Annotated in this window: 15 protein-coding genes; 7 read left to right on the top strand and 8 right to left on the bottom strand. The window is 44.0% G+C overall.

What is annotated here, in order from left to right; genetic code table 11:
• Positions 1 to 57 precede the first annotated feature (57 nt).
• Positions 58 to 471 carry a hypothetical protein gene (locus tag IPL83_09305; GenBank protein MBK9039341.1) on the top strand — a complete coding sequence of 138 codons (414 nt, stop codon included), beginning with the start codon at positions 58 to 60 and terminating at the stop codon, positions 469 to 471.
• A 139-nt stretch (positions 472 to 610) separates the two neighbouring features.
• On the opposite strand, the gene IPL83_09310 is transcribed toward IPL83_09305, so the two are convergent.
• The 3 genes from IPL83_09310 to IPL83_09320 form a co-directional block, all read right to left on the bottom strand.
• Positions 611 to 835 carry a transposase gene (locus IPL83_09310; GenBank protein ID MBK9039342.1) on the bottom strand — a complete coding sequence of 75 codons (225 nt, stop codon included), beginning with the start codon at positions 833 to 835 and terminating at the stop codon, positions 611 to 613.
• A gap of 24 nt (positions 836 to 859) precedes the next feature.
• Positions 860 to 1240, bottom strand: coding sequence for a transposase family protein (locus IPL83_09315; GenBank protein MBK9039343.1), 381 nt, complete (start codon positions 1238 to 1240; stop codon positions 860 to 862).
• A 90-nt stretch (positions 1241 to 1330) separates the two neighbouring features.
• Complete coding sequence (locus IPL83_09320; GenBank protein MBK9039344.1) at positions 1331 to 1810, bottom strand: hypothetical protein; 480 nt, start codon at positions 1808 to 1810, stop codon at positions 1331 to 1333.
• A 129-nt stretch (positions 1811 to 1939) separates the two neighbouring features.
• Between IPL83_09320 and IPL83_09325 the strand changes: the two genes are divergently transcribed.
• The 4 genes from IPL83_09325 (at position 1940) to IPL83_09340 (ending at position 4949) form a co-directional block, all read left to right on the top strand.
• Positions 1940 to 2200, top strand: coding sequence for a transposase (locus tag IPL83_09325; GenBank protein ID MBK9039345.1), 261 nt, complete (start codon positions 1940 to 1942; stop codon positions 2198 to 2200).
• Positions 2201 to 2234: 34 nt separating this feature from the next.
• Complete coding sequence (locus IPL83_09330; protein MBK9039346.1) at positions 2235 to 2672, top strand: transposase; 438 nt, start codon at positions 2235 to 2237, stop codon at positions 2670 to 2672.
• Positions 2642 to 3091, top strand: a complete 450-nt coding sequence (locus IPL83_09335; GenBank protein ID MBK9039347.1) for an IS3 family transposase — start codon at positions 2642 to 2644, stop codon at positions 3089 to 3091. Before IPL83_09330 ends, IPL83_09335 begins: the two co-directional genes overlap by 31 nt.
• A 391-nt stretch (positions 3092 to 3482) precedes the next feature.
• Positions 3483 to 4949: a hypothetical protein gene (locus IPL83_09340; protein ID MBK9039348.1), complete on the top strand. Its 1467-nt coding sequence runs from the start codon at positions 3483 to 3485 to the stop codon at positions 4947 to 4949.
• A gap of 131 nt (positions 4950 to 5080) precedes the next feature.
• On the opposite strand, the gene IPL83_09345 is transcribed toward IPL83_09340, so the two are convergent.
• Entirely contained in the window at positions 5081 to 8551 is a 3471-nt protein-coding gene (locus IPL83_09345; GenBank protein ID MBK9039349.1) for a hypothetical protein, read from the bottom strand.
• A 467-nt stretch (positions 8552 to 9018) separates the two neighbouring features.
• Positions 9019 to 9960, bottom strand: coding sequence for a hypothetical protein (locus tag IPL83_09350; protein MBK9039350.1), 942 nt, complete (start codon positions 9958 to 9960; stop codon positions 9019 to 9021).
• 261 nt (positions 9961 to 10221) lie between these two features.
• Between IPL83_09350 and htpX the strand changes: the two genes are divergently transcribed.
• Together htpX and IPL83_09360 are read left to right on the top strand one after the other, a co-directional pair.
• Entirely contained in the window at positions 10222 to 11118 is an 897-nt protein-coding gene (gene htpX, locus IPL83_09355; GenBank protein ID MBK9039351.1) for a protease HtpX, read from the top strand.
• Between the two features lie 61 nt (positions 11119 to 11179).
• Positions 11180 to 13399: a transglycosylase SLT domain-containing protein gene (locus IPL83_09360; protein MBK9039352.1), complete on the top strand. Its 2220-nt coding sequence runs from the start codon at positions 11180 to 11182 to the stop codon at positions 13397 to 13399.
• 30 nt (positions 13400 to 13429) lie between these two features.
• Here the strand turns inward: IPL83_09360 and IPL83_09365 are convergent, their stop codons facing one another.
• From IPL83_09365 to IPL83_09375, 3 genes are all read right to left on the bottom strand, one after another.
• Positions 13430 to 14617 (bottom strand): hypothetical protein, encoded by a 1188-nt coding sequence (locus IPL83_09365; protein ID MBK9039353.1) that lies wholly within the window; start codon positions 14615 to 14617, stop codon positions 13430 to 13432.
• 53 nt (positions 14618 to 14670) lie between these two features.
• The gene (locus tag IPL83_09370) at positions 14671 to 16107 is read right to left on the bottom strand and encodes a hypothetical protein (GenBank protein MBK9039354.1); all 1437 of its coding nucleotides are present in this window, start codon (positions 16105 to 16107) and stop codon (positions 14671 to 14673) included.
• A gap of 91 nt (positions 16108 to 16198) precedes the next feature.
• Positions 16199 to 16900: a hypothetical protein gene (locus tag IPL83_09375; GenBank protein MBK9039355.1), complete on the bottom strand. Its 702-nt coding sequence runs from the start codon at positions 16898 to 16900 to the stop codon at positions 16199 to 16201.
• Positions 16901 to 16909 lie beyond the last annotated feature (9 nt).

The raw sequence follows: 16909 nt of genomic DNA on the forward strand, positions 1-16909 counted from the left end.
CTCTGAAATTGCCTTCGGCATGATGTTTGCTGTAAGATAACCTCCAAGAGGTGAGCTGTGAAGTACTTTATCCTGGGTCTATTTTTTTCTTCTGTGGTAGCTGTTGGCGATGGAGTGCGACTCCAAATTGCCGACATTGGCTTTTCTGAGGCCAATTACTATATTGGAATTGAATTTAACTCCTCCGGAGAGGAGTATTCCTTTTCTCTTTGTGGTTCCACCAACTCCCGCTGTTTTCCGATCAGTAACTGCAAATACCTAGAAATAAATCTAGTTGATGAAGTGGAATCTATCAAAGATGAGGCAGTTAAGAGTGATTTCAGTTGGATTTTCCTGAGGTCAGATCACTCATCAACAAATCTGACACTTTTTTTCACGGAATTTGGGGAACTTCTTCGCCGAGTCAATCCCAAGTGCGAAGTGAGGGAACTAGATGATCTCAAGGATAAAATTAATCCTCAGGCTGGGTGAAGATTCGAATCCGATGAAATCATTCTTCCGGTTTGACGAGATCATTTTTCCCCACTGGACTGAGGAAGATTCTCACCCGACTTGACCGGCCGGGAGTTTTACTACCACTTACTTTGTTAATAATTCCTGCACAAGCGACTTAAGTGTTGGTTGAAAAGTCTCTTGGGCCGGTGGCCTTCCGCCCAAGCTGCTGTGTGGTCTTTTCGTATTGTAATGCACCCGCCATCTCATCGATGATGATCTTGGCTTCAAGCAGCGAGTAGAAAATCTCCCCATCCAATAATTCATACCTCATCTTTCCATTGAACGATTCGCAATATCCGTTTTCCCTGGGGCTACCAGCCTGGATGAACAGCGGTTGCAATTCAAGTGCTTTTCATCCATGCCACTAATTTTTTGCGATAAATTCTGGCCCGTTGTCCGAACGCACATGCTTCGGTATCCCATGTTTCAAACACAAGTCGGCCAAATTTAATATCACGTCCTTGGATCTGATTCTGCGCGCCACATGGGACGCTAAACATTCACGCGTATATTCATCAATGATGTTTAGTATCTTTATCTTTCGACCATCGTGGGTTTGCTCCGATACAAAATCATAAGACCAAACGTGGTTTTTAAATTCTGGCCGAAGTCGGATGCAAGACCCATTCATAAGACCCAGAAACTTCGCTGCCACCTGTGTGGCAAAATATTTGAGACTGAGATTATTGGAAAAGGAGAGGATAAAATCGACGCACAAGCCAAAGCCATGATAGCCATTCTTCACTATAAGTCCTCTCTTCCATTTTACCGTCTTGAAAAGCTACAAGAAAAGCTCTGGCTCCCTGTGGCTCGATCAACATGCCTTCGGTTACATTTAATTTGAGGAAATGCGCACCTCTCGATCTAAAAGCTTTAGAGGAATTTTATTTTTGATCAGCGACGGTCGAGTACTGGATCGGGCCTTCGGTTTGGCCCCTCTTTGCGGCTTCAAAAGACGGTCAATAGTGGCTGGACTAACTTCTACAAGCATCAATTTAAACTCTGCTGGTATGTCTTTACAGAAAGGGAGCCAAACAGGGATAGCCACCTTCATGGACTTCGAATTCAAGCGCCCCATTAGCTCCCAGAGCTCTGTTAGATAAAACAGAAAACGTCCTCCCGTGTACTTGGCTTGACGGCCTGGTTTTTTAAGTCTGGGTTGAATTTTCCCACGACAGATCCTGATAGCATATTTTCTCGTGTAACTACACACAGCACAAAACTCGTCCAATATCTTACCCTTTTCTTTTTTGGTGCCATTTTGATAGCGCAGGCGGATCTGGTTGAGATACGATCGTCGGTGCACGATGGTCATGACTGAGTCTCCTTCAGGGTATTAGTTTTATTGCGTAAAACCTATTACTCAGAGGGTACTCAGTAGAGTTCCCCAAAAATAGTGGACAGTTTTCTTCGAGCGGTTTAAACAAACCGATGGGAGATAACAATGAGTTCAAAGAGAAGGGTTTTTTCAGAAGAGTATAAGGCCGAAGCCATTGATTTAGCAGAGAAAATGGGAACAACAAAGGCCTCACAAGATCTAGGTATAAATCCGGCAAATATTCGTCGATGGAAAATCGAAGCGCAATCAGGTCGCGCCGCTGCGAGCGGCGCGAAAACCTATGAAGAACTGGAGCTTGAGGTTCGAGAACTCAGAAAGGAAAATGAGTATTTGAACAAAGTCAGCGATGTTCGAAAAAAAGCCTAGGGATCATATCAAAGGATCAAATGAGAAATTCCAAATGATTTTGGACCTTTCAAATGAAGTTCCTATCAACCGCCTGTGCAGACATTTTGGGGTGAGTACCAGTGGGTATTACCAATGGAAAGCGAATAGTCAGTTCAAATTCTTGACGAAAAAAAGGGAAATCTGCAAGGAAATTGAGGAGATTTTCAAAGCTAGCAAAAGTACCTATGGCTCACCAAGGATCTTTCATGAGCTGAGGAGCAAGGGATTTTCTGTAAGTGAAAATACTGTTGCGAAGTATATGAGGGAGATGGGATTGGATGCCCGATTAAAGAAAAAATATCGAGTGAGAACGACTAATTCGAACCACGAGGGCCCAATTGCTCCACGAGTTTTCAGGATCGAGGATGATCTGCCCAAAGACTCTAATCAGGTCTTTGCCGGAGATATCACTTATCTGAGATTTGGATCTGGCTTTTCTATCTGGCCATAGTTCTCGATGTTTGTACCCGAAAAGTTGTGGGCTGGTCGGTCACTGACAGTTTAGAAACCACCGGGGTCTTGAATGCTCTGCAGATGGCATTGGCTAATTGCGGAAATAGAGCGAAGATCGTCTTTCACTCGGACCGCGGGATTCAGTACGCGAGCAAATTATTTTTGGCTTTGCTAAAGAAGAAGGATGTGATTCCGAGCATGAGTCGCAAGGGAAACTGCTACGACAATTCGATTGTTGAGAGTTGGTTCAAGTCATTCAAGTCTGAGTGTCTTTACCGTCATGACTACAAAACCGAAGCAGAGTTGAGAATCTTAGTTTTTGAGTATATTGAAACCTGGTACAATAAAAAAAGATTGCATTCATCGCTTGGCTATCAAAGTCCTTTGGAGTATGAATCAACACTAAATGCCGCCTGAGAAACTATCCAGTTTTTCTGGGGAATTCCACAGTTGTGATTCAGCGAGCTTTTCCTTTTTGGGTGCTCCCAAACCATCGTCCTGGATGACTCACATTTATCGCACTAAAAATGCCCCCTACGCACAAATTTGGCCATGCCTTCGGTTACATTTAATTTGAGGAAATGGGATCCAGCAGATCTAATTTTTGCCAATTTTCGTTACTCGCGCCGAAAATTGGCAAGATTTTGTTATTATTTCATATCTGGACGTATTTGGGCGCAATGATTGTGGCCTATTGATTGCCTTCTTCTTTCTTGACTGAATTTTTTATAATTTGATTAAGATGGATCTAAAAATGAAATGTTGCCTTTCAAAAATAATAGCTAATATCTGCATCGCTCGAAGTCGTTTGAATATTTTTGAATCATTTAGTTATTATTTAGTTGCCGGAATAGCAACGTTATTTTTGTTTGTACCAGATCTACATGCCAGGACTATATTGGTATTCGAAGGATATACGAGGGGCGGATCTGGAGATATTGTAGCTAATTTAAATATGGCATTCATGCTTAAGGCTGCTTCGCCAAAAGACCGCGTTGTATACATTTATACAGACAACTCTCACAAAGCCTTTGACCTTAATTTTCGATCTGAATGGGAGCCAATTGTGAGAGGAGTTGAGTTTAGGGAGATTTCTAAGCCATTTTCGAGCGAACGGTCATACGAATGCCAGGCAACTGAAGAATGGATTAAGAGTCTTGATCCCAAAAAAACCGTATCCCTAAACTTTTCTTACTTTGCTGGTCAGTTGCCTCATAACCCAGATCTTCACATAGATAACCTAAAAAACATTCCGTTATTTACAATAAATGAATTCCATGGAAAAGAAGCCACTCCGTTAAAGCAACTTACCGGAAATGAATACATCGATAATAAAAATTTATTTCACGTGAGCGCTGGATTGGAAAGTAATTTAGGTATTTATACTTTACCCTTTGATTTTTATAAGCATCTACCAAACAGGAATAAAACCATTAAGCTAGTTAGTCGTAAATTAGGATTGCCGTTTGTCCCAAAAGCAAACTCTCTTATTGGATACGCTTATATAAATACAGAAGAAAGTGCTGAACAATATATTAGATTAATTGAAAAATACGCTCGCAGAAAACCATTGGAAGATTATCATATTTTTATCAATCATAAATTGGATGATGCAACATCAAATCGGTTAAAGGAACTCCCTCAGATTTTTGTTCATTCCTATGAAAGGATTAGTCTTGAGTTAAGTGAATCTTTGATAAGGTATTCAGACCTACCTGTTGCAGTTACGGGAGACAATTCACTAACATTTGCAATCCAACACAAGAAAATATTTTTATATGAAGCTTTAAGGTGGAAGTGGAACTTTGCTGACCATTTGGTTGCCGAGCTCAATAAACATTTAAACACAAATATTGAAAAAGAAGTCGTCTATGCACCAAACAGCGTTTTAACAAAATATCTTGATGATTTGAGTAAAGAATCCACAAATAGAGAATACTTTGGTTCCTTGTTATCTAACTATAAAAGGTATTCAAAACAAAATGAAACAGATTCAGAAACACGAGCAAAGGCTATGTACAATTTATTTGTAGATAGAAAGTCTCAGATGGAGATGGCTCTAGAAAAAATACGAAATGCTAACTCTTTGCCGACAAAGCTTTTAGATCTTTTCAAACTTTGGGATCAAACAGTGGCTAGCGGCCAAATGTCGCCCCAAGATTTTATTGCAAAATCTAGAATTAAGAAAGTGTATGATCCTTTGCCTAAAGAAACACAAACAAATAGTTGTATCCGTTCACTGACTGAGAAACTTTGGAAAGTAGTGGATGGCTGAAAAGAGAAGCATAGCGGCATAACCTCGTTAGTAAGAAAACCAACCCACCACAACGGTGAGAAAAGAGTATCCGTTCACTGAATGTGAATGAATACCGGAATTCTGACACATGGAAAGTGGGAGTTTGAGAGTTAGGGTTCAAAATTTTTCCATCGCAAGACATCGTCTACGAATTTAGTACCGTAAATTGCCTTTGCGGCATTGTAGGCTGCTGCCATATCTCCACTGAAAAATCCTGCGGCCATTTGCTGGCCATCAAAACCGACGATCTCATCGGAAATACCTCCATATCTACCATTATTTCTGGCAATAAAAGTTCGAAGGTTCTCTGATTGTTTCGAGGTTAAATTCACTCTCCGCCACTTTAAAGTTTCATCGGCATATTTCTTTCCGAAGATATCCACCGCTGCATCATAAACAGCAGTCATCTCTCCGTTAAAAAATTTGGCGGCTTCTTGCTGGCCTTCAAAACCGACGATCTCATCGGAAATACCTCCATACCTACTTTTATTTCTGGCTATAAAAGTTCGAAGGTTCTCTGATTGTTTCGAGGTTAAATTCACTCTCCGCCACTTTAAAGTTTCATCGGCATATTTCTTTCCGAAGATATCCACCGCTGCATCATAAACAGCAGTCATCTCTCCGTTAAAAAATTTGGCGGCTTCTTGCTGGCCTTCAAAACCGACGATCTCATCGGAAATACCTCCATACCTACTTTTATTTCTGGCTATAAAAGTTCGAAGGTTCTCTGATTGTTCCGAGGTTAAATTCACTCTCCGCCACTTTAAAGTTTCATCGGCATATTTCTTTCCGAAGATATCCACCGCTGCATCATAAACAGCAGTCATCTCTCCGTTAAAAGATTTGGCGGCTTCTTGCTGGCCTTCAAAACCGACGATCTCATCGGAAATACCTCCATACCTACTTTTATTTCTGGCTATAAAAGTTCGAAGGTTCTCTGATTGTTCCGAGGTTAAATTCACTCTCCGCCACTTTAAAGTTTCATCGGCATATTTCTTTCCGAAGATATCCACCGCTGCATCATAAACAGCAGTCATCTCTCCGTTAAAAAATTTGGCGGCTTCTTGCTGGCCTTCAAAACCGACGATCTCATCGGAAATACCTCCATACCTACTTTTATTTCTGGCTATAAAAGTTCGAAGGTTCTCTGATTGTTCCGAGGTTAAATTCACTCTCCGCCACTTTAAAGTTTCATCGGCATATTTCTTTCCGAAGATAACAACTGCTGCATCATAAACAGCAGTCATCTCTCCGTTAAAAAATTTGGCGGCTTCTTGCTGGCCCTCAAAACCGATGATCTCATCGGAAATACCTCCATACCTACCTTTATTGCTGGCAACCAAATTCCGCAATTGACCAACCTGATCGGCTTTCAATTTGGATATGGACGGTTGCGATGGTCTTTGAATTTCCCCGACCGAAGCTTCTACGCCCGAACTCGCGATTCGTGAATGCGCATCAAATTCAAAATCAACTGATATAACACTGTTTCCGTTCATCCACCGGGAAAGAATACTTTTCAGAATACGAGATCTTTTGAACTCTTCAGCAAGGCGCTGCACTTGAGAAGGATTGGCAGCAGGCTGCATTTGGACATCGACTGTACTGTCATTTCGTTGAGCAATAACGATCTTAAACTTCAGTGCAGGTGTGCCAAATTGACTCCCAATCAATCTCGTCAGAGTCGCGATGAGTGAAATATCATCTCCGGTTCGAAGAGCGATTCGCCTACCCAGGTCCAACTCCATCTGAAAAACCGGAGAAGCTGTTCCCGGCTGATCAATCTCTAGTTTTGTCGAGGGTTCTTCTGATTGGTTATACGCACTCTGCTTTCTACGTGATAAAATCACTCTCGCAAGCGATCCAGCCATTCGGTACGCACGCCAACTATGGTTGGCCATTGCTACTGAATTTTCCTCGATAGCTCGTAATTCTGCTTGACTGACGACGCCTCTGCCGCTAGCGGGTCCCACCAAATAAATACCGAGACCACGGCCAGACTGGTCGATGGCTTCCTTTGCGTACGACACAACTCCAAGCGTGGGCTCGAAGCCTTCGATTGTCCGAAAGTAGGTGGGGTCGTTAACGATATCAGGATCCGCCGAATTCGCATCGTAACCGAATACTGGTGCCAATATTTTGGCAATATCGTTTTGAATACCGGTTGTATAGATCACGATATCCGCTGTTGTCTGCTGACCTTGAGCATCGGTTAGTTCCAGTTCCGAGGTTGGACTCTTTGAGACAATCGAATCCAGTTTAGGTTTAGCAATTAAATTCCCGGCTCTAAAGCCTCCCGCAATATCAAAATAAAAACTTCGGTTTCTATCCACAAAGCTTGCACAATCAGTACATTCTTGTCCGTACCACTCGACCGATTTGGGACCACGGAATCTTCGACCGTTTCGACCGTAAGATGCTGGGTTTGCCTTCTGCAATAGCCAGCGGACGTCCGCCTTTCCCGAGTCACCTGCTCCAATGACTGCGATGCGTTTGTCTTCGAAGTACTCAAAAGGCGAATCGAGCCCATTGATAAAATCTTTGAATTCAAAAAATGTAAAAGTACGCGGTACTCCGCTTTGCTTATCTTGCGCAACAATCTCTTTAACCCCTGGCAAACTCGGACGATTGGAATCGCCTAAGCCCGTCAGAACTAGTTCGGTGAACGAACGAGTCGAGCCGTCCACCAATGTGACTTTTTTGACCAATTCTCCGTCTATCTGAACGGACTCAATCTGAGCTCCAAACTCAATAGGATTTTTCGAAAACGAACGGTTTATCGTTGCGGCTTGCGCGAGCGAGAGTGCAACGGGATTTCTTTCGTTATCAAAAAAACTCAGCTGAATAGCGCCGCCCGGCATGAAGTTAAGATCGCCATCTCCGAGCGCCTGTCGAAGGTGATCAACATTTTCCCTTTTGCTTGAAGAGTTAATATTAAATGCGGTCCCCCCGCGCGCGAATGTGGAAGCGACAACTTGGCTTTGCTCAAACGTTCGAGTGCGGATACCTGAGAAATCGCGCCAAACGTTTTGCATGTTGGTCTCATGGATCCCAGCCCCTAGAATACCGATATCCTCAACTCTCTCTTGTTTACCGACTTTTTCTGCATTAAGAATGATATCCAAAGACGCCGCATCGTAAATAACTCTTCTGAGATCGGCGTCCTGGATCGCACCTACAAGGTAGTCTCTATTTGTAGGATTGTCTGGAAGGTTCGCCTTTATCCGTGTTGAAAACGCCGGGTCCTTTAGTGCTAAGTTGATGACCGTGGCGATCGTCGCAGGCAGCTTTGATACCTTTGGATCGAAGGCTTCTTTTGGAGCATCTATCACCGCCTCGCGAGTCAGGAACTCTTGAAGTGGGGATGCAAGCTGACTTATGGGTGCTGGACTATTTGAGGGGGTTGCGAGGAGCAGGTTTTTCTGGGCTAGGACGCCTCTGCAATCCTTCTTGCTCACAACGCTGTCAGGACCCAATTTATCGCCAATTTTGGAAACTCCAAGCACAAACCCAGTCTCAGCAGCCAGTGCCTGAAACGATAAAATATTGAAAAATAGAATCAGTGTACGAACAACAAGCATTAGTTGAACCCTCCTCGTATGGCCCTCCCAAATGCAAAGGATATACCTGAAGACTATAAGATCATGAAATTGGGAAATAGGAGGTTGAAGTATCAAAAATGCGGAAAGCGGTAAACGAAATACCCCGGAAGCAGCGGACAACTTTTAAGCAATCAGGTATTTTTTCAATAAACCTGTAAATCCCACCTGGAGAATCGATTCATGAAAATGGCCTTTGAATCTATTAAAATTCTCTCAGCCACTATCAAATCGATATGGCGGCCGAATGGCTAGTCGTATTTACAGAAATTTACAGTGTGACAGTCACGGCCAGCGCAAACCTTTTCTGCTGAACAGCGCCCTTCGATTTCACAATCAGAATTAATCGAATCAGAACCAAAATCAATCGCCTCATTCGCAAAAGCTGGTGTACAAACCAGGACCCCAAGAGGTTTAGGGATCATATTTAAAATCCCAATATGACTTGATCAAAAGTGGTGAAGTCGAACCAATCCTCTTGATACGCCAGGTATCAGCAATGAATCCTGAAATGCCTCCTCACATTTGAAACCGATGACGGCATCCAATGCCCCTAAAAGAGCTTGATTGAAATAGCCAAAATGAGAGAGATTATTTGAAAGGAGGAGCCTTGCCTGAGGATTTGCGATGTGAAGTTTTGACCCAAAAAGGCGGTTGGAATCGCAGGAGAAGAGGCCGATAAACTGAGACTTGATTTGGGATTTCTTTATCGCCTGTACCATCAACTTTAAGCCTGCCTCACGAGCCCGATACCAGTTGTAATCGGTTTTTCCTTTTCCAATGTAGCGAGGGGGTCTAAAATCAGGTCCTCCACCAGCTCGTGAGTGACCAACGTAGAAAGCCGCGTCAAAAGAAAGGAGTCCGCGGATAAATGCAGTTTCTGCATTTAAACTCTTCTCCCTTTGTGGCTCTGCAAATTCGTTCTTGTTATCTCGATCCACAATACTAAATGAACTATTCTCCAATTCCAGATGAACAAGAATTTTTCTCCCCACCTCATCAATGACTTTTTCTAAACCTCCGCCCCTTGCGCTCTGAAAACCGCAGGCAAAAAGCTGATTGGAGCGACAGGGTTTTGTGATTTCCGCTATCAGGGCCGCCCTCTCGAATTCATCTGATGTGAGACCATCCTCATTGTCATTGTAGCCAAACACCACCATTATATTCAAAACACCGCGGTATATCGCCTCTTGATATTTCTCAAAACACTGAAGGCTCCTTCCCTCGGATCTCAAACCATTCTGCATGCGATTGTTAAGAGCCTCCAAGCTAATACTCTTGTTTAACAGATCCTCCCCAAGAGAAGGATCCTGCCCTCTGGATAAAGCCGATTGAAATAGACCACAAATTGCAACAAACAGAAATGCCTTGCCAAGACTCCAAAACCCCATACCCCCCCCATTTTTAAAAAATCAGTTTCCCCCTTTTTTACTTCTTTCTTAAGACCTCCTTTATCCTGCTTCTCAAAACAAGATGAGTTAATCAACAATGGCACTGTTCTCGTAAAAACTTCCCTTAGTAATCAAGATGGCGAACTCCAGGCATTAAAAAAATTTCTCTAAAATCATGTTTCTCTGCTGTGCCTGAGCACCCACAACTATTGCCATACTTTGGGCTTTGCGCTAATCTCCAGGTTTGGGAGGGTTTTATTCTTGTTAATAATAGTCAGACGAATTGTTTTATTCACCTTAGTTAATGTCTTCGTCGCCGCTACTATTTCGATCATCACATCCATTTTTGCGGCGCTCTTCAGCTTTGATCTGAGTCGTTACTCAGGAATCCTCTTGTTTTTTTTGTTTTTTGGAATGGGCTGCGCCTTTGTTTCTCTCGCTCTTTCAAAAATTCTATCCAAATGGATGTTTGGGGTCAAAATCATTGATCCCGAAACGACAGATCCCGTAGGCAAGCAGCTCATTGAAATGGTTCTCGACATGTCGAACAAGTTGGGGCTTTCAAAAATGCCCGAAGTTGGTGTCTATGAATCGGAGGAAGTGAATTCTTTTTCGACTGGCCCATCAAAAGACAATAGCCTGGTGGCTCTCTCTACGGGTCTTGTGCGAAGAATGAGTAAAGATCAAGTCGAAGGCGTTCTTGCTCACGAAATTACTCATGTTGCCAACGGAGACATGGTCAGCTTGACTTTAATCCAGGGAGTCGTGAATGTCCTGGTGATAATTCCCTCAAAATCAATCGCGAGGGCCTTTAGCGCTCCCATTAAAAAGGATTCCACTCGCAATATCATTAACTATTCATTGTTGATGACCCTTCAGATCGTACTTGGCCTTCTTGGAATCCTCGTAGTAAACTACTTTTCTAGAGTTCGCGAATTTCATGCTGATGCTGGTGGAGCAAAACTTGTTGGTCGCGAAAAAATGCTCTCAGCCCTTGTTGCCCTATCTAAGTCAAGAGAACTTATCGACCCCAACCATACTTCATTGGCATCACTTAAGATCTCAAGCGAAACAAAAAAATATTTGAAGTTACTTTCGACCCATCCGCCCATGGACGAACGCCTGCTCAAGCTCGAAACAGCAATCACCAGCTCTTGAATGCTGGATTGGGCGATTTCAATTCTTGTGAGTCCACTGATAAGGGAATATCATCAAAGTCATGCGTGGTTTTTTGCCTTTCTGCCTTATTGTATTCAATGTTTTGAGCTGTTCGACTCACCCTGTGAGCATCCTGCCGCCTTCTGAATTTGAATATTTGCCCCCAAATCTTGATTTTATCGGAGACAAAGACCGACAAAGTTTAGATCTTCAACTGCTTGGGGTTGCGGCCAAATATCCAGGAAAAAATGTCCAGTGGTGGGCTGTTTATCGACGCGCCCGCCTCTGGGAAAAGGATAAACCGGGCACCTCCTGTCTTCTCTACCTTGATCTTTCTCAAAATCCACAATTCCCGATCAGCCAAATAGCCCTTTTAAGGGCATTTTCCACCTGTGATCGTGATGATTTGGCAAAGGTCCGCGTTGAGCAACTAGATCAAAGTCAGTTCCCCGATTGGATTAAGCCATTGTCTCTGGATATTGCACTCCGAAATTCACGTCGGGACAAAGACATCGAAGCCAACTATGATTTGGCTCTTCAAAAATCAAAGTTGGCAGTCGGCTACGAAGAAAAGGTAAAGCTCATTCAAGAAGCAGTCAATATTGCACCAGCTCTTGCAGACCCAGGAAAGTTGAAGATCGCTCAAACGAGGCTCTATCGGATCGCACCACGATTTAAACCTGATCCCCGATTTAGCGAGTATCTCGACGTTGCCTACGATTATCGCAGAGCGAGAGAGTTCGACAAAGCGAGATTCTTTTATCAGAAGGTCTATGATAGCGAAAATTCCTCGTTTGACAACAAAGTCAAAGCCATTAAGGGAATCCGATCGGCATATAAAGTTGAACAGAAAAAACCAGAATATTTGCAAAAAACCCTGGCTTTGTCTTCTTACATAGAAAAATCTTGGCGGTCACAAAAACGACCTTCTAAATTAGTCACTCAGCAATATCACGACGCTCAAATCACATTGGCAAGAACCTATTGGACACTTGGGCAAGCAAGTTCTGCCCAAAAAATTCTTGTCTCGTTGGCTAAGAAACTCAAGGGGAAGTACCCTCTTGATGAAATCTTTTGGCTTCAGGGAAGAATGGCAGAAGAGCGTGGACATTACCAAGAGGCCTCCGACTGGTTTGAAAAGGGAATCGGAGAAATTAACGAAAAAAAGCAGCCAGATTCTCTTGAGCGTATTCTTTGGTATCAGGCCTGGAACCTACGTAAGCTCCGAAAATATTTAGAAGCCCATTCTGCACTTGAAGTCCTCATTACTAAGGCCGGAAGTGAATTCTCGCGCAGTCGCTATACCTATTGGTTGGCCATCACAAAAAAGAATCTCGAGAAATTTGAGGAAGCAAAGATTCTGTTGGCCAGCCTCATCAAAGATGATCCCATAGGGTATTATGGCCTTATGGCTCACAGAGAACTCCAAACGCCCGTTTCTATACCTGGCCTGAACCCCTCTGAAGCCAAATCATTGGAAAATTCATTTTCCCAGTCCCAATCGTACGATCTCGTAGAAGGTCCCTTTGTCGAATGGCTTATTTCTGTCGGAGAAAAGGATGTGGCCAATCTCTACTTGGATCACGTCTCCGCCAATTATCGAAAGAGACCAAACCAAGATGAAGGCGGATGGGTTCGACTCTTCCGCTATTATGCGAGCTCTGGAGTTTATTTGGGCCTCTACAATCAACTGGGACTTCTCGAACCGGCGCAAAGAAACTCTATTCTTAATCATTTTCCCCATCTCATTTTTCCGACTCCCTACAAAGAATATGTGGCAAATGCTTCCAATCGATATGGTGTCAGTTCTGATCTGATCTACTCAATCATGCGCCAAGAATCTGCTTTTGATCCCTCTGCGCGCAGTCATGCTGATGCCTTTGGACTGATGCAGCTACTCCCTGAGGTTGCTAGAAATACTGCCAGACAGGTTCAATTTGAGTTTGAAAATGCAGAGGAATTGTATGAACCTCACATCAATATTCCTTTGGGCTCGGCTTACCTGCGTGAGCTTTGGGACAAGTTCAATGGCCAGTTTATTCTGACTGTGGCCAGCTACAACGCCAGCGAGGAGGCCATCTATGGCTGGCTGCGCACGCGCTTTCGTGGCGACACTCTGGAGTTTATTGAAGATATCCCTTATGAAGAGACCCGCTCCTATGTTCGCCTTGTCATGCGCAATCTCGTTTTCTACAGTCTCATCAATTCAGGAGGAAAGGCGATGCCATTCCCCGAATGGACATTGGCCTTGAGCATTCCCTCGTCCCAGAGTAGTCCGTGACTTTTCTCTTTTGGGGTTCCCAAGACGTTCTCAATTATTTGGGGCTCCGTCCAATATCCAATCTTCTATGGCTTGCCGCTCTGCCACTGGGACTAAATCCGAAGGAGGCATCGGATTTGTGGCATTGTTCATTCGACTGAGAAGACTGCCTGAAGTTGGATCAAACGGAACAAACACAAAATGATTCAACATATCTTGATAATTTAGAATATTCAAACCCGCCCTGGGATTGCTTGCTCCATGGCATCCCACACAGGCGCGAGAAAAGGTTCCACCAGAAGCGATCAGCTGACTAAAACGTGTTGGATTAAAAGTGGTCGTCACCAAAGCACCAAAACTCAATCCCATTGTATCTGAGTCCTTGATCAATCCCTCACGAATCAAAACTCCAGTGGATAAATCACGACTCTGATTCGCTGGAATCTTCCGATTGACCGATTTCCAGGTCGTTCCTTCCTCATATATTATCCCATTGATAACGATCCGCAAATCTGTGATCTGCAGAGCAATCCCCCCAGCAGATAATTTTGGATTTCGAAAATTATAGTTCATTTCGCCGGTGGGTGTAGTAAAAGATCGAACCTCAAGCTGAAGTTTCGCCCCAGCAAACATCGAGTTTCCCGGAGCCATCTCCGTCTCCAAATCAAATACTTGTAACACATAGCTACTCGTCGCAGAGATTACTTTCTCTACAGTTGCCAAGCGCGGGGTATTGGGTGGCAAATCTCCAAGAGGCGGATCATCATCGTTTCTCTGATTATTGGTCAAGCATTCATTGTATTGAATCTCCACCTCAAGCCAGGAGGCCCTCGTGCTATCAATTACTCCTGAATGTTGTGAACCTGTGTAGGGAGCCTTATGTGAAGGATTGACTGCAAAATCCGACACTTTTTGAAAGCCGGCGCCAGAAAAAGCGTCATAGGACAGCTCTATGTTGCTGTCGGCGAAAGCGCCTTTTCCCTCGCCACCGCTCACATGACAATTGATGCAGTTGGCTTGCAAGAATGGTCGGTAGCCACTTTCAAATTCAGCGCGGAGCAAAGCTCCACAAACGCCTCTTCCATAACCCAATTGTTCTCCACTGCTATCAAGCGAACCGTCACTGTGAGTGGGTGCACACCCAGCCATAAGAAAAGAAATACCCAAGGGACCTGCCATCCTCAAACAATAAGTGACAAACACATCAGATGCTCTCACTCCCTTTGACCTCATTGGCATTTTTTAAATCCTCACTCTCCGGTTGGCTTCCTCAAAACAACTGAATCCTAAAATCAAAATAAGGTGATATTTGCCAAATCTGCTGCACTAAAAGCGTTTGGTATGACCTTACTTACCAAATTTAATTGTCCTGAAAATTTGAGATAATTAACAAATACACCAGCGGCAGCTCTCTCCGCCGTTCCTCCAGTTGTAAATTTATCGTTTGCAGATTGACCGGAGGTGAAATTTCCAAGCTGAAAATTCTTTGTTGGAGGCCTCCCGGCGGGATCATATGCCACCATATAGACCACTCCTGCACTGCCTCTGTCGCTATTCCAAGGGGCCGTCGTCGAATTGGACACTGTCGATGAACAGGACCCGTCCGTCGTCACGTAAATAAATACCTTTTGCTGCATGAGAGCCGCTGTCTGAAGGACGCGACCGATGAGTTGGCCAGCCTCTCTATCTCGGCCATCCCCGCCTGTGCGAGTGTTGTTATGATAATCGAAGCCGCCCAATTCTAAGCTGGCGGCACTCGCATTTCCATTGATCGTATTATAAACCATGGACCCAAAAACAAGGGCCTGACTATTGTCAGCAGCTGCGGCCGCGTTCCAGACCGCAGCAATTCCCCGATTGTCCTGTCGGAGATCCAACGAATCATTGGTCGAACCAATAACATCATTGTTCTTTTGGCCTGCACATTCAATTAAATTTTGAAGGTTCTCGCCTCCACTTAAACTAGAAAGGTTACGGGCCTGCTCCATACTGAGCTTATCGATGGATTTAAAAAGCGAAATTTGTTGATTGCGATTCAATCTGCCAAGTGCGTTTGTGAATCCTCCTGCCGCGCCAACCAGGTCTTGATACCGGCTGACGACAAGTGGTACAGGCGGTTTGACAAAGGCCTCTGACTGATTGATTCCAGTTGCGGATCCCTTGCGACCCAGTTTAGGCAATTTAGCGCCAACCCGCCCAGCCGCTGCCACCATTCCAGATGCATCGATTTTGTTTGAGTCCGTGTTATCACGTAGAACAACATTCACTCCAACAAATGCTGTCCTATCCAATGTGGTCGCGACTGCCGTCTCCTTGATTCCAGCAAGTAACTTGGAAATTCCATTTCCCGCAAAAGGCACATTCCCAAAAGCCCGCTCAATTGGTAAACTGCCTCCGGCTCCCAAACCCATTTTATCGTAGGAAGGCAACAACTGTCCTCCCGCATCCATTGGGACAAAATTAGATCCAAGAGAGGCGCCGCCCGATAAATTGATGGTAATAAACGGAGCCAGACCTCCAGCTGCAAGAGCTGGATCAGTTTCGCATGTTGCTGCGTAAGCCAATTCACTCCTTGCTAAAACATTGGCAATCGATGGGAGTATCAAAAGACCCGAAAATTTGAGCAATCCTGCCGATAGAAACTCACGACGAGTTGTAGGAATTCCATGACCTTCTAAAATCTTAAAATGACCTTCCTTGATTAACTTTTCGATATCAGACTTTTTCACATCCCTCTCCTTGGTATGTATCCCTATTGCTCCTCGAACTTCCTATCATCACCTTGCCTAAACACATCAAAGACATTTCAGAATGCCCCGTCTACAATGTAAACGCATCCAAGCTTGCTATCATCGCTGAACACAAATAGAGGGCAACGATTTCAGTATCTCTCGCTGCTGTTCCTCCAGCACTTACCGCCTCCGCCAAGGCGGATTGCAATATCTGAAGTTCCGCATCTGTTTCATTTCGCCCCCAAAAAGAACGCGCCAATCGACGGATGCTATCTGCGCGACCGGCATTGCTAAAGTTTGCCGGACCAGAACCGAAATTAACCTGAGAGTAAATCCTTCTGTCATCTGCTGGTTTTGCCTTTTCTTGAACTATTAAATCGTTACAAACTTCGCCTCCGACAGAAGCAAGAGCCATGACAATCGGAGCATTCATTGAATTTGCCCTGCCGTTCTCAGAAAACGTGGTCTTCTTTAAGTCGTACATTGCCACAGTTGCCGTACTTGGCACATCGATTCCGGCAATTGACATCATATTTTTTAGAACCTGCCCTGAATGCAGAACAGCCACAGTGCGAGCACCGGTAACGATTTTGAGATCACCGTTTGTATTCGACCCCTGTTGAGGAGGCGGATCCTCAACTTCCTGTAAGATGACTTGGGCCTTAGGTTTTTTATAACTATGGATAAAGCTATTGTTACAGCCCATAGCGAACAGGACAAAAAATGCACATATGCAGGTCCTGATTTGAAAATTCTGTCTCATTGTTTTTAGCTCTTCTCTTTCTCCCATGATTTTACT

The organism is Bdellovibrionales bacterium (assembly GCA_016716765.1).
Taxonomy (GTDB): Bacteria; Bdellovibrionota; Bdellovibrionia; order Bdellovibrionales; family UBA1609; genus JADJVA01.

Bases quoted from the DNA above. Each gene is read 5' to 3' on its own strand.
- IPL83_09320 (MBK9039344.1), bottom strand. From the start codon at position 1,810: ATGACCATCGTGCACCGACGATCGTATCTCAACCAGATCCGCCTGCGC.
- IPL83_09325 (MBK9039345.1), top strand. From the start codon at position 1,940: ATGAGTTCAAAGAGAAGGGTTTTTTCAGAAGAGTATAAGGCCGAAGCC.
- IPL83_09330 (MBK9039346.1), top strand. From the start codon at position 2,235: ATGATTTTGGACCTTTCAAATGAAGTTCCTATCAACCGCCTGTGCAGA.
- IPL83_09345 (MBK9039349.1), bottom strand. From the start codon at position 8,551: ATGCTTGTTGTTCGTACACTGATTCTATTTTTCAATATTTTATCGTTT.
- IPL83_09350 (MBK9039350.1), bottom strand. From the start codon at position 9,960: ATGGGGTTTTGGAGTCTTGGCAAGGCATTTCTGTTTGTTGCAATTTGT.
- IPL83_09360 (MBK9039352.1), top strand. From the start codon at position 11,180: ATGCGTGGTTTTTTGCCTTTCTGCCTTATTGTATTCAATGTTTTGAGC.
- IPL83_09365 (MBK9039353.1), bottom strand. From the start codon at position 14,617: ATGCCAATGAGGTCAAAGGGAGTGAGAGCATCTGATGTGTTTGTCACT.
- IPL83_09375 (MBK9039355.1), bottom strand. From the start codon at position 16,900: ATGGGAGAAAGAGAAGAGCTAAAAACAATGAGACAGAATTTTCAAATC.